We start from the raw sequence: 18,325 nt of genomic DNA, 5'->3' as shown, positions 1-18,325 counted from the left end.
TTAATTTCAACATTTATTAAATATTCTGTCCTTAACTTATCAAAATCATAATATTCCGTATATTGGGAGCTTAATTATTTGAAATTTTTCAAGCTTATGTTTCAGTCAAAAATTGCAGGATTAGGAAAATACGTGCCCGAAAACGTGGTTACTAATCAAGATTTATCCAAGATAATGGATACTACAGACGAATGGATAACCGAGCGTACTGGAATAAAAGAACGCAGACACATCGATAAAAATACGGAAGATACTACAGCGGTTATGGGTAAAAAAGCCGCATTACAAGCCATCGAGCGTGCAAAAATCAACAAAAATGAAATTGATTTAATCGTGTTTGCTACCTTAAGTCCAGATTATTATTTTCCAGGTTGTGGTGTGCAAATTCAAGATATGTTGGGCATAAAAACTTGTCCAGCCCTAGATGTGCGTAACCAATGTTCAGGTTTTATTTACGGATTGTCGGTAGCCGATCAATTTATCAAAACCGGTATGTACAAAAATGTGTTGGTTATTGGAAGCGAAAACCATAGTGGAGGTTTAGATTTTACCACGCGTGGTCGTTCGGTTTCCGTAATTTTTGGAGATGGAGCAGGAGCAGCGGTATTAACTCGTGCCGAAGAAAATGGGAGCGGAATTTTATCTACCCATTTACACTCGCAAGGAGAATTTGCTGAAGAACTTTCGCTGATAGGACCAAGTACCAATTATTGGGTTCCAGAAATCATGAAGGATAACCCACAAGAAAATATTCCATATTATCCGTATATGAATGGCCAATTGGTTTTCAAAAATGCAGTGGCTCGTTTTTCTGAAGTAATTCATGAAGGTTTAGCTTATAATGAACTGGATGTTTCAGATATCAATATGTTGATTCCACACCAAGCAAACTTGCGGATTTCTCAATTTATACAGAAAAAGTTTCAGTTGAAGGATGAGCAAGTCTACAATAACATTCAGCGATACGGAAATACAACGGCAGCTTCTATACCCATTGCTTTAACGGAAGCTTGGGAAGAAGGAAAAATCAATTCTGGCGATGTAGTTGTATTAGCTGCTTTTGGAAGTGGTTTTACTTGGGGAAGTGCTATTATTCGTTGGGCTTAAGATATAGTTAAACAAAAAGAAGGAGTTGAATATTCATCCAACTCCTTTATATAAACAAAAATGAATTTTTAGTTATTTAGAATGGCTAATTCAAATAAGTTGTTTCATTTATTACTTATTAAACGAATCTAATTGCAGAATGTTACAATTTTAACTAATTTTAACTTACTGTATATCAAACACTAAAGATGATTAAACAAAATTTATTTTCATCAGAAACTAAACCCAAAACTCTAATTTTAGGTGCTTCTACCAAACCCAATCGCTATGCTTATTTGGCTTTGCAAAGCTTGTTGAAAAACAATTATCCGGTAGTTGGTGTAGGCATAAAAGCTGCTGAAGTTAACGGAGTAAAAATTTACAAAGACCAAAAAGAGTTCTCAGATATAGATACAGTCACGCTTTATTTGAGTGCAAAAAACCAAACTGATTTTTATGATTATTTGCTTCAACTGAATCCTAGGCGTGTAATTTTTAATCCAGGTACAAATAATCCAGAATTGGAAAATATATTAGAAGAAAATCAAATTGAAGTTGTACATGCTTGCACCTTAGTCATGCTTTCTACGCAGCAATATTAATCCTAAAAAGGTTAATGCTCCGTTTACAATCAGTAATTCGTAATTGAATTGATAGCCACCAAAAAAATCTGCAGGAAGACTACCTAAACCAAAAGTTATGGCCACGGAAATCAATGCTACCAACCAAACCCATTGATCTTTAATTTTGTATTTGGTGAAAATTCCAAAACTAAACAAGCCTAAAAGTGGTCCATAGGTATAGCTCGCTACTTTCAGTAAATTATCAATTACATTGCTATCTAATAGATATTTAAAAGCAATAATTACAATAATCAATACAATACTGATCAACACATGTACTTTTTTACGTAAGCTTTTTTGTTTGAGTGCTTCTCTTTTTTCAATGGCTAAAAAATCTACACAAAAACTAGTAGTAAGCGAAGTTAGTGCGCTATCTGCACTTGAATAAGCCGCAGCGATTAAGCCCAAGATAAAAATGACACTTAATCCCACAGGTAAACCAGCATTTAAAGCAATTTCAGGAAAAAGTAAATCGGTTTTGGCTTTTCCATCTAAAACGGGAACAGCAATGCCTTGTTGTTCAGCATAAATAAAAAGCAAAGCCCCTAAAAATAAGAAAGCCAAGTTTACGGGAATAAACACCAATCCGTAAGAAAGTACATTCTTTTTAGCATCTTTCAAGCTTTTACAGGTTAAGTTTTTCTGCATCATATCTTGGTCTAAACCCGTCATACAAATGGTGATGAACATTCCACTAATAAAGGATTTCCAAAAATAATTTTTATCTAAAATAGAGTTGAAATGAAAAGTTTTGGTATAGGCTTTTAATTCTTCAGCTTGCAAAAAATCAGTCCATTGCCAATTCAACTCTGCACTGATATAATATACCGCAATAACCACCGAGCCTAACATGAAGAAAGTTTGTAAAGTATCGGTCCAAACAATGGTTTTGATGCCACCCCGCGCGGTGTAAATCCAAATGAGTAAAATGGATAAAATAACCGTTACAAAATAAGGAACGCCCCAACTTTCAAATACAAAATACTGTAAAACCGTAGCTACCAAAAACAAGCGAAACGAAGCGCCTAAAACCCTAGAAATAAAGAAAAAGAAAGCGCCTGTTCGGTAACTTACCATTCCAAAACGCTGTTCTAAATACTGATAAATAGAAGTTACATTAAGTGAATAATAAATGGGTAAAAGCACGTAAGCTATAATTATATAACCTACCAAATAACCCATTACCACTTGCATGTAGCTAAATTGTGCATCGCCAACCCAACCGGGTACCGAAATAAAAGTTACGCCAGATAAGGACGCGCCCACCATTCCAAAAGCAACGATGTACCAAGGCGATTTTCCTTCAGCTTTAAAAAATGCAGCATTGGAATCATCTTTTCCAGTTAAATAGGAAATCAAAATTAAAACGCCAAAGTATGCGCCGATTAGCGCCAGAATGTAAATGGGTTGCATAAATGTAAATATGCCTACAAAATTAGCAAATTAGATTAGCAAGGCTAGTATTTATTGTATTTTTGAAACAGAATTAAATGAAATGGATTTTTCGTCGAAATTATTAGAAAACGCAGTTGAAGAAATTGCGTATTTACCTGGAATAGGAAAACGTACCGCATTGCGATTGGCTTTGCATTTGCTTAATCAACCTGTAGAACGAACTACCGATTTAGCTCAAGCATTGGTCAATTTAAAAACGGAGATTAAACACTGTGAAAAATGCAATAATATAAGCGACAGCAAAATTTGTGAAATTTGCGCTAATCCCAATCGCAATCATACATTGGTTTGTGTAGTAGAAGATATTCGCGATGTGATGGCCATTGAAAATACCAATCAATACAAAGGCGTTTACCATATTTTAGGTGGAAAAATTAGTCCGATAGACGGAATTGGTCCCAACCAATTAGAAATTGCGAGTTTGGTAGAAAAAGTAAGCAATGGAAGCGTTGATGAACTCATTTTTGCCTTGAGTAGCACAATGGAAGGCGACACAACTAACTTTTATATTTACAACCAAATCAAGGAATTCAATATCACTACTTCTACCATAGCACGTGGAATTTCGGTAGGTGATGAGTTGGAATTTGCCGACCAAGTTAGTTTAGGCCGAAGTATCGTAGACCGCGTTCCTTTTCAGAATTCACTAAAAAACTAAACCGTGGAGTTATCGGTTATTATTTTAAACTACAAAGTTCCCGCACATTTGTTATTGTGTGTAGATTCTGTGGTGAAGGCAATAGCCGAAATTGATGCTGAAATTATTGTAGCCGATAATCATTCGCAAGATGAAAGTTTAGCACTTTTAAGTCAGTTTTTTCCCGATGTGAAGCAAATTCCCATTCCAGAAAACTTAGGTTTTTCGAAAGGAAACAATAGAGCTATACAACAAGCCAAAGGAAAATACATTTGCTTGCTTAACCCCGATACGGTAGTTGCTGAAAACACCTTTATTGAAGCACTTCAATTTGTAAAAAAGAAGAAAGATTTAGGTGCTTTAGGTGTTCAATTGCTTGATGGAAGCGGGCATTTTTTACCCGAATCTAAACGAAATATCCCTACTCCAAAAGTGGCTATAACTAAATTATTGGGTCGCGATCAATCCTATTATGCAAATCAACTTAGTAAAGATGAAACCGGTGAAGTATCCATTTTAGTTGGCGCTTTTATGTTGATGCTAAAAGATCGCTATCATCAAGTTGGCGGTTTAGATGAAGCCTATTTTATGTATGGCGAAGACATTGACTTAAGTTATCAATTTTTACAGCATAATTTCAAAAATTATTACTTAGGAAATGTTTCGTGTCTTCACTTTAAAGGTGAAAGCACAGTAAAAGATAATGCATTTAGACAGCGGTTTTTTGGTGCTATGCAGCTGTTTTATAAAAAACATTTTAAAAGCAATTGGCTTACCGCATTTGTAGTCAATTTAGGATTGCAATTAGCGCAAAGCTTCAATTTGGGTGTTGCCGCTTCAACTGAAACGAAATTTAGGTTTCAAGATGCTTGGTTGCTTTCCGATAACCAGCAAGTATTAAAAAAAATACCCAATCAATTCAATGTTCAACTTGTTTCCAAAGCAGAATTACTTCAACTAAAAGATAAAAAAGGATATTTGCTTTTTGATGCTACCTACTTGAGTTATACTGAAATTATTCAAATGATTAGCCACTTTTCAACTTCAAATTTACAATTTCGAATTATACCCAGAACCCATAATTTAATGTTGGGTAGCGACACAAGCACTCAAAAAGGCGAAGTAACTTATTTTTAGAACTGAAGCTTTAATTCTATTTACTTATAATGTATAAAGGAAACTTAAAAGCTTTAATTTTGAAATTATTGATTATTTTGAATACTTATGAATTCAGGTTGCAAAAAGACGCAAATAGATGAATTCTTGTAATTCTTTTTATTTTAAAATATTTTAAAATAAAAGACGCGTATTTTTATTAAATTCGCAATTTAAATTTAAAATCACCAGAAAGGTTAAAGATATGGCAAAATTCGAACTTAAATTACCAAAAATGGGGGAAAGTGTTGCAGAAGCAACCTTGACCAATTGGTTGAAAGAAGTGGGCGATACCATTGAAGCTGACGAAGCAGTTTTAGAGATTGCAACCGATAAAGTTGACTCTGAAGTTCCCAGTGAAGTAGATGGAAAGTTAATTGAAAAACGCTTTGAAGTAGACGATGTAATTCAAGTTGGTGAAGTAATTGCCATTATTGAAACCGATGCGGATGTAGAAAATTCAGATGAAGATGATTCAACTGAAAGTAATGAAACCGAAGATACAAGCACACAGGAAGCGGCAGAAGTAGCTGAAACTTTTGTAGACCAAGGTAAATCTACCGCAGAAAATAATTACTCAGATAGCGACCGATTTTATTCGCCACTGGTAAAAAATATTGCTAAAACCGAAGGAATTAGCATAGCAGAATTAGATGCTATTACAGGTTCTGGTTTAGAAGGTAGGGTTACTAAAGATGATATTTTACAATATGTAGAAGATAAAAAACAAGGAAAAGTTACTCCAACAAGTACAAAACCTTCAACCGAAGCTAAGCCAAGTACTGCTGCAACACCTAAACCCGCTTCAACGCCTGTAAATGTAAATGCAGAAGACGAAATTATTGAGATGAGCCGCATGGGTAAAATGATTGCTCACCATATGGTAGCCAGCACACAAACTTCGGCACATGTGCAATCTTTTATTGAAGTAGATGTAACCAACATTTGGAATTGGAGAAATAAACATAAAAATGAATTTCTGAAAAGAGAAGGAGAGAAGCTTACTTTTACTCCCATTTTTATGGAAGCCGTTGCTAAAACCATTAAAGATTTTCCATTGATTAACATAGCGGTAGATGGAGATAAAATTATAAAACGCAAACGCATTAATTTAGGTATGGCAGCAGCTTTACCTGACGGAAATTTAATTGTTCCTGTCATTAAAGATGCAGATCAATTGAATTTATTAGGTATGGCTAAAAAAGTAAACGACTTAGCCAACCGAGCTAGAACGGGGAAATTAAAACCAGACGATACTCAAGGCGGAACCTACACAGTTACCAATGTAGGTACTTTTGGTAGCATTATGGGAACCCCGATTATCAATCAACCACAAGTTGGTATTTTGGCTTTAGGAGCTATCAGAAAAGTTCCTGCGGTTATTGAAACACCAGAAGGCGATTTTATTGGTATTCGTTATAAAATGTTCTTATCGCATTCTTATGATCATCGCGTGGTAAACGGCGCATTAGGAGGGCAATTTGTGCAACGCGTTGCTCAATATCTAGAAGCTTTTGATACCCATCGTGAGATTTAAATAGTACCATTTATATCCATCAAAAAAGCCGCTGAAAAGCGGCTTTTTTAGTTATAACTGAAAAAATTATAAGAACTACTCTTCATCCATTTCTGGGAATAAATTGTCTAAATACATTTCCTTATCAAAATCATATAAATTTTTAATCATGGCATTATCAGGAAAACGAACTTCAAGTTCTTCGATTAATTCATTAGATTTATTTTGTTTTTCCAAAAGTATGTAAGAAAAAATGATATTGATTTCATCTTGAAGCGGTAAGTCATGATTTTCTGTTTCATCAATATTTTGTTTTTCTTCATCTAAACGTTTTTGAAACCATTTGATGCTTTCATTGTAATACGAAAAAGCTTTTTCTTTATCGCCTTTTTTTTCGGTAAGAATTCCTGCTAACACCCAGTTTTCTGCTTCATCTGGAGCTTTTTCAATCACAATTTCGCTTTCATGCAGAGCTGCATCAAAATCAGATTCATTTAAATAGATATTAATTAAGTGTGCGTGAGGTTCAGCGTAGGTATCATCAGCTTCAATTGCAGAATTCAGTAATTCAGTAGCTTCATCAAAGTTTTGTTTTTGAAGTTGGTCTACGCCTTCGTTATTGAGTTGCTCTGCTAATTCTCTGTCGTTTTCTTTTGTATTGCAAGCAGTAAAAATACTTACTACTGCTAGTAGGATGAATATATTATATTTCATTTTTTATTATTCTGGGTAAGTTGAGTCTAGGTAATCAGCAGTTCCATTACCATTGCTATCTGGAAAAACAATTGTTCCATCTTCTTCTATGGTAATTTCATCACGAGTAGGAACACCATCGCCATCGTCATCTTCATCAAGGTAATTAAATATTCGGTCACCGTCTGTATCTACATCGTTTAGTCTTCTTGTTCCGTTGAGGTCTTCCATGTAAGAAGGAATTCCATCACGGTCGTGGTCAATTAATCTAGATCGGTATAATTGATAAGTAAATACAATAGGTTTATATCTTTCAATACCAGAGTTGATAGGTGGTGTAGCAAAATAGGCTAAACCTGATGGTATAATAACTGCACCAATTCCAAAGTCGTCGTTAAATGCAAAACTTCCATCTGGGTTTTCAACAAAACCGCTGGAACCACGATACTCCGTCATTGCTTCTCTAAATCCAACTACAAGGTTACTTCCATCTAACCAAATCGGGTTTGGTGTTCCGTCAAATAATTCATTCTCTATGGTATATCCTTCATAAGTTACCAAAAGCGAATCTGCAAATGTAGGTTTGCGTTCTGAAGCTGCGCCTTCTCTAATTTGGACATAAAATAAATCGTATTCAATGTTATTTTGTGTAATTGTTTTAGATTTTAAAAGCTCAGAGTCTTTTACAGCCACCGCGTCAGAAGGTGCATCAGGAGAGTTAATTGGCTTAAAAACAATGCGATCAAAATTTGGATTGGCTTGGTTGGGTTGCTGTTCTATGTAATGGTCTTCTAAAAATTGATTAATAGTAATCTCATTTTCTAGCCTAACTTCGTCAGCATCACGTAAAGGTTCGCTGGTAGGGCCATCATCGTCATCATCGCAACTAGCAAAAATTAGTATTATACTAGATAAAAGTAATATTGATTTAAACTTATTCATTATTCGTCTTTAATTTGGGCGCAAGATACAATTTTCTCTTATTTTTGTTGGTATAACGAAGTTTAGATGTAAAGATTATGCGAGTAGATAAATACTTATGGTGTGTACGTTATTTTAAGACCCGAACAATAGCTACAAATGCGTGTAAAAAAGGGCAGGTAAAAATAAACGATGAATCTGTAAAACCTTCTCGTGAAATTTACCCGACTGACATTATTCAAGTAAGGAAAAATCAAATTAATTATAAAATTGAAGTATTGGATATGCCGCCATCTCGAGTAGGAGCAAAGTTGGTTAGTATTTATGCTTTAGACATTACACCAAAAGAAAATTTAGAAAAATTAGATTTATTGAAATATTCTAAAGACTATTACCGCAAAAAAGGAGCAGGTAGACCAACCAAAAAAGACAGAAGAGAAATAGATGATTATTTAGATGATGATAATTTAGACTTAGACTGGTAATGATTTTGGAAACAACAAAGAATATTTCTGAATATTGGGATGATAGATATCAACGAAAGGATATAGGATGGGATTTAGGTGTAGTTTCTCCACCACTAAAAAATTTTATTGATCAACTTCAAGATACTTCACAGCACATACTCATTCCTGGAGCAGGAAATGCTTATGAAGCAGAATATCTTTTTAGTCAGGGATTTAAGAATGTATATGTACTTGATATTGCTGAAACCGCACTTCAGGATTTTAGAAGAAGATGCCCCTGGTTTCCTGAAAGTCAACTTCTACATCAGAATTTTTTTGATCTGCAAATGAAGTTTGACTTGGTTTTAGAGCAAACATTTTTTTGTGCTTTAAATCCAAACTTGAGAAGTGAATACGCCTTAAAAATGTCTCAAATTCTTCCAAGAGAAAAAAGCTTAGTGGGTTTATTATTTGATTTTCCTTTATCAGAAAAAGGGCCACCTTATGGTGGAAGCAAACAAGAATACCTTAGCTACTTTGAACCTTATTTTATAATTGAAACCTTCGAGAGAGAAGAATTTTCTCACGTAACCCGAGAAGGCAAAGAACTATTTATTAAATTGAAAAGAAAATGAAAAAAAACAACACCAATATTATTTTAAATGCAATACAAATTCAACAGAAAACCAAACGCATTGCATATCAAATTCTAGAAGACCATTTAAATGAAGACAATCTGGTTTTGGTTGGAATTCAGAAATCTGGTTACGCATTTGCTCAAGCTCTTGTTGAAGAATTACGTACTATTTCGTCTTTACAAATTACTTTAGGAAGTTTGCGAATCAATAAGAAAAATCCCTTAGAAGCAGTTGAGTGTAGTTTAAAACTTTCAGAAGTAGAAGGAGGATCTGTTGTTATTGTAGATGATGTCTTGAATTCTGGTGCAACTTTAATTTATGCGGTAAAGTTTTTTTTAGAAATCTCATTAAAACAATTAAAAACAGCTGTTTTAGTAGATAGAAGCCATAAAAAGTTTCCAGTTAAAGCTGACTACAAAGGAGTTTCCTTATCTACATCTTTAAATGAAATGGTTCAAGTAAAGTTTGGTGAACATGCAAATGTGCAGTTGTATTAGTTGTATTTCATTCAAAAGCAATGTTTCGTGAAATTAAAAACTTAAAAGTAAATTGATCAGAAACTCGTTTTTAATTTAGCAAATTTACTAAGCTGCATTTGGTATATACTGCTTCTCTATTTTTAATTCATTTTCAATTATGGGATATTCAAAATTTGAGACATTTTCTTTTTTAAAACAAAATTTGAAGGCGTTTATATCTTTTTTTTGATAAATAATGCTAAAAAGTATCAATATTTATGCAGTGTTTGTTTTGTTTTAAATAAAAAATTTATATTTACCAAAAATATATACATATGAAAAAAATTACTTTACTATTAGCGCTTTCAATTATTTCAATTGGAGCATTCGCACAAGAAACTTTATCTCACTCAGTGAGTCAAACTTCAGCAGGTGGTGGTGTTGCATGTGCATCAGACCCAGATGAAACTGCGGGATCTGGAGATGAAGGTGTATCAGATAATATCTTTTACAGATCTTACACTCCATCAGATTTTGATTTTACAGGAGATTTTGAAGCTATGGGTGTTGGTTTTGTTGCACGATTTGTAGATGTTGGAGGAAGTAATCCTACAGTAACTAACACAGTTAGATTATTCACAACAACAGGAACATTTCCTAATGGAACTTTGACTGAAGTTGCATCTCAAGATTTTGATGTTTCTGCTGCTGATGATGGTGAGCTTTTTGAAGTTATGTTCGATACACCTTTTATCGTAGATTCTTCAACAGAACTTATTGTAGCTGTAGACATTCAGGCTAGCCCAGAATTACCAAACAACTACGATTTTAGAATTGGAGTGAATGATGCAGGACAAGATGCACCTAGTTATTTATCATCTGAAGCTTGTGGTCTTACTAGCCCAGGAACATTTGCAGCTATTAACTTTCCAGATAACCATCTTATCTTGAATTTAATTGGAGATACAAACTTAAATACTGATGATTTTTTATTATCTCAAATTTCAGTTTATCCTAACCCAGCAGATAATATTTTAAATGTAAAGTTACCATCAAATCTTATACTTAATGATGCTTCTTTACATGATTTATTAGGAAGAGATACTGGAGTGAAAATGAGCAATGGTTCAATGGATGTGGCTAAACTTTCAAGTGGGATTTACATCCTTAATATTGAAACAACAGGAGGTTCTTTATCACAAAGAGTTATTGTTGAATAATTTCAGATTGTAATTTTTATATAATATTTAAAAGACTGCCTATAAGGCAGTCTTTTTTTTGAAGTATATTTTTCTCTTATCTTGGCTTAAAGTAAAATAGACCTATTGACATAACATATGATAAAGAAAATATCTACTCATTAGATTTGTAAGACTCTTAAAATAGGGTTGATTTAACTTTGTTCTTAGGCTTTAATTTTGAGATAGGTATTTGCATTCGCTTCAATAAAAAACCCTTGAAAACTTTTAGGTTTTCAAGGGTTTTTAGCATCTGTACTTTTTAAGAATCTCAGAATGTTATTCTCCCATAAATGGATAACGGTAATCTGTTGCAGGAACAAAAGTTTCTTTTATCAATCGTTGAGATACCCAACGCAATAAATTTAATTTAGATCCAGCTTTATCATTAGTTCCGCTATTTCTAGCTCCACCAAATGGTTGTCTACCTACAACCGCACCGGTACATTTATCATTTATGTAGAAGTTACCAGCCGCGTTTTCTAAAATTTTTGTAGCTAAGCTTGCGGCATATCGGTCTGTTGAAATAATAGAGCCAGTTAACGCATATTGACTTGTTTCATCTACCAAATGAAGCGTTTCTTCAAATTTAGCATCATCATACACATAAATTGTCAACACAGGACCGAATAGTTCGGTTTCCATGGTTTCATATTTAGGATTGGTAGTTACAATTACGGTGGGCTCTACAAACCAACCTTTAGACCTATCATAATTTCCTCCAACAATAATTTCTGCTTCATCTGAAGCTTTAGCTTGGTCGATATATTTTGCCAATTTATTAAACGAACCTTCATGAATAACGGCTGTAATAAAATTACGCATATCTTCTGGAGATCCCATTTTAAAAGATTTTACATCTTCAACTAAGAAATCTTTTACCTTAGGCCATAAACTTTTTGGAATGTAAGATCTTGAAGCGGCTGAACATTTTTGTCCTTGGAATTCAAAAGCTCCACGAGATAAAGCGGTAGCTACTACTTTAGCATCTGCAGAGCCGTGAGCTACGATAAAATCTTTTCCTCCTGTTTCACCTACAATTCTTGGGTAGGTTTTATATTTTGTGATATTTTGTCCAATTTTTGACCAAATTCCTTTAAATACTTCTGTGCTTCCGGTGTAGTGAACACCAGAGAAATCTGGATGGGCAAGTATGGTATCTGTAATCATTTCAGGATCTCCTACAATCATATTAATCACACCATCTGGAATTCCAGCTTCTTTGAACACATCCATCACAATTTTAGCCGAAAACATTTGGCTATCGCTTGGTTTCCAAACACAAACGTTACCCATCATGGCTGCACTTGTAGGAAGGTTTCCAGCAATTGCAGTAAAATTGAAAGGTGTAATTGCGTAAATGAAACCTTCAAGCGGTCGGTGTTCTACTCGATTCCAGGCACTTGAGTCGGATTCAGGCTGATCGTCATAAATTTGCGACATATATTCTACGTTAAAACGTAAAAAATCCGCCAATTCACAAGCTGCATCAATTTCGGCTTGATAAATATTTTTAGATTGACCAATCATAGTCGATGCGTTTAATTTGTATCGGTAAGGACCAGCAACTAAATCAGCCGCTTTTAAAAATACAGCTGCACGTTGTTCCCATGGTAAATCTGCCCAAGCTTTTCTTGCTTCTAGTGAGTTTTCAATTGCATCCTGAACATGTTTTTTTTCAGCAGTGTGATACTTGCCTACAATGTGTTGATGATCGTGTGGAGGAAGAATATCTTTTGTTTTTCCTGACTTTATTTCTTTGCCACCAATAAAAAGTGGTATTTCAACTTGAGACTCCCACATTTTGCGATAGGTGCTTAATACAGCATCGCGTTCTGGTGTTCCTGGAGCATATGTTTTTACCGGCTCGTTAACAGCTGGCGGTACGTGAAAAAATCCTTTTCCCATTATTTATTATTTTTTTTGAATTGACTTCAAAGATAAATATTTTAAAAGGAAACAAAAATCTTAGATGGTAAGGTTTATTTAAGAAGTGTTAAGCTTTTGAAAAGTTCTTACTTTAGTTGATTATATTTCGAGAATTACCACTTCCTACACCTATAAGTCGGTCAAATCTTGCGCCAATTTCTCGGTAGTAAACTAAAACTGTGTAATCGTTTTCAGTTACATCGTGATTTCCGCTGACATAACCACTATCAAAATTACCTTCAGGGCTCAGGTAAACGTACTTAAAATTATAGAAACCTTGTTTGAGTAGCAATTTTGTTTCATAAAGTCTAGAAGCTTCATTGTAAACAAGATGCGTATCATCATCAATTACATAATTATTGAACCTTCCATATAGATGAAATTCTCCACCGTTTTCTTGTTTGTCTTCATTTAACCTAAAATGAACCCAAGCATATTCTGCTTCTCTGCGCTTATCATCTCCTTGTTGTGTATTGATTTTAAAGCCACCGTTAATGTCTGGATTAAAAACGTATTTATTGTTATACCTTGGTCCATGAACACGTAAATAAGTGTTATATAATTCTTTACCCAGTTCGATACGGTCAATTCCTTGTGATGCTAATCTTATGTCAGAATTATCAAAAAATCGATATTCGTTTCCGCCCCAAAATGAAGCTTCTTCATCATATCTGTAAATCAAATTATTTCCAGAAGTGTATTGTGGTTTCAGACCGTAAATGGCTTCATTTAAATCGTTGTTTTGAATGATCGTGGTTTTTATGGTTTGCTCAGGATTTCTAAATATTAAATCTTCACTATTAACACTAAAGTATACTACTTGCTTCTCTCGGATGTACTCTAAATCACGAGAACGTCTAATTTCAACAGGTACCTTGGCTAAGTTTTCATAAACTATAAACCGTCTAGAAAACACGGTGTCTCCGTTGTAATTCAGGATTTTAATTTTATAATTACCACTTACATTTATGCTTCTTACATTTTGATTAGGAATTTTTAATTCGTAATGAGAGTAAGATTGTAGGGTGTTAAAAGAATTGGTGTAATCAAAAATCCTTTGATTATCAAAGCCGTCTATGTATTCATTTTTAGAAAGTTTAGAAGGAGTCCAATCGTAATTAAAGTGCTCAATTACATAATAATAGTCTTCTTCAGCAGCACGGATATCGTCAAAACTCAAGGTGAATCCCGAGCCGAGTCGAATAATAGGTGTACCGTTAAATTCATTTTCACTGCTGAGCAATTGTACAGTTTTAATGTGTTTCGGTGGAATTACTTCAAAAACTTGGGAATTCACTTTACTTAAAAATGTAAACATGAATAGTAATAAGAAAGCTTTTTTCATTTTGATTTTAGTTTTTGTAAAGGTATTAAATTCTAAATAATCTTATTTAGAACAATTAAAAATAGCAGGACATAAATATTTGTTTAAGTTGAATTTGAATATTAAATTATTATTTTTGCAACGCTTAATAAAAAGTGATAATAGATGTCTATAGACGTTAGAGTTAAACGCGGATTAAAGCTTAATCTAAAAGGTGAAGCTGAAAAGATTTTAGTAGACGCACCAATTTCAAAAACAATTGCCGTACAACCACCTAATTTTCATTCCATTGTTCCTAAAATGGTAGTTAAGGAAGGAGCAAAGTTGAAAGCTGGAGACGAATTGTTTTTTTCGAAATATTCGGATAAAACAAGATTTGTTTCTCCTGTTAGTGGCACTGTTAAAGAAATTGTTCGTGGCGAAAAAAGAAGGATATTACAAATCGTGATTTCTCCTGACAAAGAACAAGAATTTAAAGAATATCCTACAATGGATCCTTTAAAAACAGATGCTCAAAAAGTAAAAGATCATGTATTTTCTTCAGGCTTAGGAGCATTGATAATGCAACGTCCTTATGACATTTTAGCAAATGGAGAAGATACTCCAAAAGCTATTTTTGTTTCAGCAGTAGATACAGCTCCTTTGAGCGCTTCTCAAGAATTTATTTTGAAGAACAAAATGAATTTTTTCCAAACAGGAATCAATGTATTAACTAAACTAACTTCTGGAAAAGTTCATTTAGGTGTAGATAAAGATTCAACTGGTGAAATTAGAAATGTCCAAAATGTAGAATTGATTACTGTTAAAGGTCCACATCCAGCGGGTAATGTGGGTGTGCAAATACATAAAGTAAATCCTATTAATCAGGGTGAGCGCGTTTGGACAATTCGTCCAGAAGACGTTGCTATTATTGGTGAACTCTTTGAAACTGGTAAATTTAACGCAGAACGAACTGTTGCTGTAGTTGGTAATGCAGCTAAAGAAACCAAATATTTCAAAACAATTATCGGTGCAGAAGTAAAATCCATTTTGTCTGAAGAACCTGAAAATACTAGAATTATATCAGGTAATGTTCTGTCAGGTCAAAAAATAGATTACAATAATTACATCAATTACCACGCAAACGAATTAACACTAATACCAGAAGGAAATCAATACCGTATGTTTGGTTGGATTCCTTTTACATATAACAATATTCACTCCATGTCAAAAACATCGCTTTCTTGGTTATTCCCCAACAGAAAGTACGATGTAAATACCAACCTTAATGGAGAAGAAAGAGCATTGGTTGTTACCGGTGAAATGGAAGAAGTAATGCCTATGGATATTTACCCTATGCAATTGATTAAAGCTTGTATGGCAGGTGATATCGAGAAAATGGAAAGCCTTGGAATTTATGAAGTTATTCCTGAAGATTTCGCGCTTATAGATTATACAAACACATCTAAAATTGAAGCGCAAGACATTATCAGACAAGGTTTAGATTTAATGATAACAGAAGTTGGTTAAAAAAGAATGACTATGAATTGGATAAGACAAAAACTTGATCAAATTAAAGAACCCTTTCAGCCAGGAAATAAATTTGAAAAATATGCTCCAGCAGTAAATGCTCTAGATACTTTTTTATTTGTTCCTGATCACACTACTAAGAAAGGTGCACATATCAGAGATGCAGTAGACTTAAAGCGAACAATGATAACGGTTGTTTTGGCTTTAATTCCTGCTTTAATATTTGGAATGTGGAACACAGGTTACCAATATTATTCGCAAACAGGAGAAGAATTTGGCTTTATGGACGCCTTTATTCATGGTGCATGGAAAATTGTACCTATGATTGTGGTTTCTTACGGAGTTGGATTAGCTTTAGAATTTGCTTTTGCCATTATGCGTGGTCACGAGGTTAATGAGGGTTACTTGGTAACTGGATTATTAATCCCGATGATTATGCCCGTTGATATTCCACTTTGGATGGTTGCTTTATCAGTAATTTTTGCAGTACTGATTGGTAAGGAAGCTTTTGGTGGAACAGGAATGAATATTTTAAACCCCGCATTAACAGCAAGAGCTTTTGCTTTCTTTGCTTACCCAACCTACATGTCTGGTAACGAAGTATGGGTTTCTGAAGCTGCTAATGTAGATGGTGTTTCAGGTGAAACTATATTGGGCTCTTTAGCTGCAGGTAAAGATGCTATTACTGAAATGGGATTATCTTCTGCACACATGTTTACAGGAATGATTCCGGGTTCAATTTCAGAAACATCAACTCTTTGTATTTTAGCAGGCGCATTGTTAATCGTGCTTACTAAAGTGGCAGATTGGCGAATTATTGTAGGTGGTGTTGTTGGTGCTGCAGCCATGGGATTATTATTAAATGCTTTGCCATCCTTAGGTGTTGATGGAAACGCATTAACCAACTTTGCTTGGTATAATCATTTAATAGTTGGTGGTTTTGCTTTTGGAATTGTCTTTATGGCAACCGACCCAGTTAGCGCAGCACAAACTATGAAAGGGAAATGGATTTATGGAATTTTAATCGGCTTAATTGCTATTTTAATTAGAACATTAAATCCAGCATACCCAGAAGGAATTATGCTTTCTATTTTATTAATGAATGTATTCGCTCCAACTATAGATCATTATATAGTTGAAGCTAACGTGAAGCGACGTAAAAAACGTATGCAAACCCAAACAGTTAAAACAGCATAATATTATGGATAAGAATAGTAATCAATATACAATTTTATTTGCTATTGCTATGGTAATTGTGGTTGCAGTAGCCTTGAGTTTTGCGGCAACTTCTTTGCAGCCAATGCAAGCAGAAAATGTGCGTCAAGAAAAAATGCAAGACATTTTATCAACCTTTATTGGAGACTCAATTGTCTTAGACGGAAAAAAAGTTGAGCTAGATAGAGCAGTGGCATCAAAAGTATACAAAGAATATGTTTCTGAACAATTAACTTTAGACCACGAAGGAAATCAACTTGATGATGTAGATGCATTTCAAGTTAATCTAGCAAGAGAACTAAAAAAACCAGTTGATGAGCAAGTTTTTCCATTATACGTTGCCAATTTTGAAGGAGAAACCTATTATGTGGTACCGTTACGCGGTAAAGGTTTATGGGATGCTATTTGGGGTTATGTTGCTTTAAAAGAAGACATTAACACTATTAAGGGCGTAACTTTTGACCACAAAGGAGAAACTGCTGGTTTAGGAGCGGAAATTACTACAGATTGGTTCCAAGAGCGCTTTACCAACGAAGAGGTATTTAATGACGAAGGAGAATTAGTTGGAGTAATTGTTGAAAAAGGTTACTCAGCTAATAAAAAAGGTGATAATCGTGTGAATTCTATATCTGGTGCAACAATTACTGGAGACGGAGTTACAGATATGATGCAAGAACGATTAAGCAGATATCTACCTTATTTTAAAACAAAGAAGAATTCTAAACTCGCAACTCGATAATTATGAAAGAAACAAACGAGATCAAGTCTGAAAAAAAATATTCAGATGAAGAGAAAAAGAAAGAAATGATATTGTTTCTTTCCAGTTCTGAAGAAAAAGAAGGTTTGCTTTCAAAAGCGAATAGAAAACTTTTGTCAGACCCTTTAAATGATAACAACCCCATTACAGTTCAAGTTTTAGGTATTTGTTCAGCTTTAGCGATTACCGTTCAGTTAAAACCAGCTATTGTTATGTCTTTAGCGGTAATGTTTGTAATGGCTTTAAGTAATGTAATTATTTCTATTTTACGAAATTCTATTCCTAGTAGAATACGTATTATTGTTCAATTAGTTGTTGTAGCTGCTATGGTAATTTTAGTAGACCAAATACTAAAAGCCTATGCTTATGATGTAAGTAAACAACTCTCTATTTTTATTGGTTTGATTATTACTAACTGTATTATCATGGGTCGTTTAGAAGCTTTTGCTTTAGGTAATGGCGTATACAAATCATTTTTAGATGGAATTGGAAATGCTGCAGGTTATGGCTTAATATTAATTGTGGTAGCCTTTTTTAGAGAATTATTTGGATCTGGAAAACTTTTTGGTGTTCCTGTAATTCCAGAAGCATTTTATGAAGGAGGATATGTAGATAACGGATTCTTTTTACTTTCGCCAATGGCTTTGATTGTAGTAGGTATTGTAATTTGGGTTCAAAGAAGTAGAAACCGTTCACTAATTGAAGAAAACTAAATTCTCAAAAAA

Annotated in this window: 18 protein-coding genes; 13 read left to right on the top strand and 5 right to left on the bottom strand. The window is 34.0% G+C overall.

The genetic code is table 11. The features are described from left to right. Positions 1-96 precede the first annotated feature (96 nt). Together IEV72_RS07600 and IEV72_RS07595 are read left to right on the top strand one after the other, a co-directional pair. Complete coding sequence (locus IEV72_RS07600; protein ID WP_188458503.1) at positions 97-1,107, top strand: 3-oxoacyl-ACP synthase III family protein; 1,011 nt, start codon at positions 97-99, stop codon at positions 1,105-1,107. Between the two features lie 188 nt (positions 1,108-1,295). Further along, positions 1,296-1,688, top strand: coding sequence for a CoA-binding protein (locus tag IEV72_RS07595; protein ID WP_188458502.1), 393 nt, complete (start codon positions 1,296-1,298; stop codon positions 1,686-1,688). Here IEV72_RS07595 and IEV72_RS07590 read toward each other — a convergent pair. After that, entirely contained in the window at positions 1,659-3,122 is a 1,464-nt protein-coding gene (locus IEV72_RS07590; protein ID WP_188458501.1) for a sodium:solute symporter, read from the bottom strand. The two genes, IEV72_RS07595 and IEV72_RS07590, sit on opposite strands and share 30 nt — an antisense overlap. 82 nt (positions 3,123-3,204) lie before the next feature. Here IEV72_RS07590 and recR point away from each other — a divergent pair, with 82 nt between their 5' ends. The 3 genes from recR (at position 3,205) to IEV72_RS07575 (ending at position 6,493) form a co-directional block, all read left to right on the top strand. Then, on the top strand, positions 3,205-3,822 hold the full coding sequence (gene recR / locus IEV72_RS07585; RefSeq protein WP_188458500.1) for a recombination mediator RecR: 618 nt from the start codon (positions 3,205-3,207) through the stop codon (positions 3,820-3,822). A gap of 3 nt (positions 3,823-3,825) precedes the next feature. Further along, positions 3,826-4,938: a glycosyltransferase family 2 protein gene (locus IEV72_RS07580; RefSeq protein WP_188458499.1), complete on the top strand. Its 1,113-nt coding sequence runs from the start codon at positions 3,826-3,828 to the stop codon at positions 4,936-4,938. Positions 4,939-5,161: 223 nt separating this feature from the next. Then, the gene (locus IEV72_RS07575; protein ID WP_188458498.1) at positions 5,162-6,493 is read left to right on the top strand and encodes a dihydrolipoamide acetyltransferase family protein; all 1,332 of its coding nucleotides are present in this window, start codon (positions 5,162-5,164) and stop codon (positions 6,491-6,493) included. A gap of 75 nt (positions 6,494-6,568) precedes the next feature. Here the strand turns inward: IEV72_RS07575 and IEV72_RS07570 are convergent, their stop codons facing one another. Next, positions 6,569-7,186, bottom strand: a complete 618-nt coding sequence (locus IEV72_RS07570; RefSeq protein WP_188458497.1) for a tetratricopeptide repeat protein — start codon at positions 7,184-7,186, stop codon at positions 6,569-6,571. A gap of 6 nt (positions 7,187-7,192) precedes the next feature. Beyond that, the gene (locus IEV72_RS07565; RefSeq protein ID WP_188458496.1) at positions 7,193-8,107 is read right to left on the bottom strand and encodes an FKBP-type peptidyl-prolyl cis-trans isomerase; all 915 of its coding nucleotides are present in this window, start codon (positions 8,105-8,107) and stop codon (positions 7,193-7,195) included. A gap of 77 nt (positions 8,108-8,184) precedes the next feature. Here IEV72_RS07565 and IEV72_RS07560 point away from each other — a divergent pair, with 77 nt between their 5' ends. The 4 genes from IEV72_RS07560 (at position 8,185) to IEV72_RS07545 (ending at position 10,848) form a co-directional block, all read left to right on the top strand. After that, positions 8,185-8,571, top strand: coding sequence for an RNA-binding S4 domain-containing protein (locus IEV72_RS07560; protein WP_188458495.1), 387 nt, complete (start codon positions 8,185-8,187; stop codon positions 8,569-8,571). 5 nt (positions 8,572-8,576) lie between these two features. Next, on the top strand, positions 8,577-9,167 hold the full coding sequence (locus tag IEV72_RS07555) for a class I SAM-dependent methyltransferase (protein WP_229731835.1): 591 nt from the start codon (positions 8,577-8,579) through the stop codon (positions 9,165-9,167). Next, positions 9,164-9,667: a phosphoribosyltransferase family protein gene (locus IEV72_RS07550; RefSeq protein ID WP_188458493.1), complete on the top strand. Its 504-nt coding sequence runs from the start codon at positions 9,164-9,166 to the stop codon at positions 9,665-9,667. Before IEV72_RS07555 ends, IEV72_RS07550 begins: the two co-directional genes overlap by 4 nt. Before the next feature lie 296 nt (positions 9,668-9,963). After that, complete coding sequence (locus IEV72_RS07545; RefSeq protein ID WP_188458492.1) at positions 9,964-10,848, top strand: T9SS type A sorting domain-containing protein; 885 nt, start codon at positions 9,964-9,966, stop codon at positions 10,846-10,848. A 297-nt stretch (positions 10,849-11,145) separates the two neighbouring features. On the opposite strand, the gene pruA is transcribed toward IEV72_RS07545, so the two are convergent. Beyond that, entirely contained in the window at positions 11,146-12,774 is a 1,629-nt protein-coding gene (gene pruA / locus IEV72_RS07540; RefSeq protein ID WP_188458491.1) for an L-glutamate gamma-semialdehyde dehydrogenase, read from the bottom strand. A 112-nt stretch (positions 12,775-12,886) separates the two neighbouring features. Then, entirely contained in the window at positions 12,887-14,140 is a 1,254-nt protein-coding gene (locus IEV72_RS07535) for a type IX secretion system plug protein (protein ID WP_188458490.1), read from the bottom strand. A 144-nt stretch (positions 14,141-14,284) separates the two neighbouring features. On the opposite strand from IEV72_RS07535, the gene IEV72_RS07530 reads away from it, so the two are divergent. From IEV72_RS07530 to IEV72_RS07515, 4 genes are read left to right on the top strand one after another with little or no spacing between them, the layout of a single operon-like run. Continuing rightward, positions 14,285-15,628, top strand: a complete 1,344-nt coding sequence (locus tag IEV72_RS07530) for a Na(+)-translocating NADH-quinone reductase subunit A (RefSeq protein ID WP_188458489.1) — start codon at positions 14,285-14,287, stop codon at positions 15,626-15,628. 12 nt (positions 15,629-15,640) lie between these two features. Further along, positions 15,641-16,825 carry an NADH:ubiquinone reductase (Na(+)-transporting) subunit B gene (locus tag IEV72_RS07525; RefSeq protein WP_188458488.1) on the top strand — a complete coding sequence of 395 codons (1,185 nt, stop codon included), beginning with the start codon at positions 15,641-15,643 and terminating at the stop codon, positions 16,823-16,825. Between the two features lie 4 nt (positions 16,826-16,829). Then, positions 16,830-17,582, top strand: coding sequence for an NADH:ubiquinone reductase (Na(+)-transporting) subunit C (gene nqrC / locus IEV72_RS07520; protein ID WP_188458487.1), 753 nt, complete (start codon positions 16,830-16,832; stop codon positions 17,580-17,582). A gap of 2 nt (positions 17,583-17,584) precedes the next feature. Continuing rightward, positions 17,585-18,313, top strand: coding sequence for an NADH:ubiquinone reductase (Na(+)-transporting) subunit D (locus tag IEV72_RS07515; RefSeq protein ID WP_188458486.1), 729 nt, complete (start codon positions 17,585-17,587; stop codon positions 18,311-18,313). The last annotated feature ends 12 nt before the right edge of the window (positions 18,314-18,325 follow it).

It is taken from the genome of Psychroflexus planctonicus, assembly GCF_014640195.1.
GTDB classification, from domain to species: domain Bacteria; phylum Bacteroidota; class Bacteroidia; order Flavobacteriales; family Flavobacteriaceae; genus Psychroflexus; species Psychroflexus planctonicus.
The sequence above is the reverse complement of the archived record's forward strand: the minus strand, read 5'-3'. Positions and strand labels throughout refer to the sequence as shown.

Excerpts from the sequence above, each read along its gene's own strand:
- IEV72_RS07600 (WP_188458503.1), top strand. The coding sequence starts at position 97 with ATGTTTCAGTCAAAAATTGCAGGATTAGGAAAATACGTGCCCGAAAAC.
- IEV72_RS07595 (WP_188458502.1), top strand. The coding sequence starts at position 1,296 with ATGATTAAACAAAATTTATTTTCATCAGAAACTAAACCCAAAACTCTA.
- IEV72_RS07590 (WP_188458501.1), bottom strand. The coding sequence starts at position 3,122 with ATGCAACCCATTTACATTCTGGCGCTAATCGGCGCATACTTTGGCGTT.
- recR (WP_188458500.1), top strand. The coding sequence starts at position 3,205 with ATGGATTTTTCGTCGAAATTATTAGAAAACGCAGTTGAAGAAATTGCG.
- IEV72_RS07575 (WP_188458498.1), top strand. The coding sequence starts at position 5,162 with ATGGCAAAATTCGAACTTAAATTACCAAAAATGGGGGAAAGTGTTGCA.
- IEV72_RS07570 (WP_188458497.1), bottom strand. The coding sequence starts at position 7,186 with ATGAAATATAATATATTCATCCTACTAGCAGTAGTAAGTATTTTTACT.
- IEV72_RS07565 (WP_188458496.1), bottom strand. The coding sequence starts at position 8,107 with ATGAATAAGTTTAAATCAATATTACTTTTATCTAGTATAATACTAATT.
- IEV72_RS07560 (WP_188458495.1), top strand. The coding sequence starts at position 8,185 with ATGCGAGTAGATAAATACTTATGGTGTGTACGTTATTTTAAGACCCGA.
- IEV72_RS07550 (WP_188458493.1), top strand. The coding sequence starts at position 9,164 with ATGAAAAAAAACAACACCAATATTATTTTAAATGCAATACAAATTCAA.
- IEV72_RS07545 (WP_188458492.1), top strand. The coding sequence starts at position 9,964 with ATGAAAAAAATTACTTTACTATTAGCGCTTTCAATTATTTCAATTGGA.
- pruA (WP_188458491.1), bottom strand. The coding sequence starts at position 12,774 with ATGGGAAAAGGATTTTTTCACGTACCGCCAGCTGTTAACGAGCCGGTA.
- IEV72_RS07535 (WP_188458490.1), bottom strand. The coding sequence starts at position 14,140 with ATGAAAAAAGCTTTCTTATTACTATTCATGTTTACATTTTTAAGTAAA.
- IEV72_RS07530 (WP_188458489.1), top strand. The coding sequence starts at position 14,285 with ATGTCTATAGACGTTAGAGTTAAACGCGGATTAAAGCTTAATCTAAAA.
- IEV72_RS07525 (WP_188458488.1), top strand. The coding sequence starts at position 15,641 with ATGAATTGGATAAGACAAAAACTTGATCAAATTAAAGAACCCTTTCAG.
- nqrC (WP_188458487.1), top strand. The coding sequence starts at position 16,830 with ATGGATAAGAATAGTAATCAATATACAATTTTATTTGCTATTGCTATG.
- IEV72_RS07515 (WP_188458486.1), top strand. The coding sequence starts at position 17,585 with ATGAAAGAAACAAACGAGATCAAGTCTGAAAAAAAATATTCAGATGAA.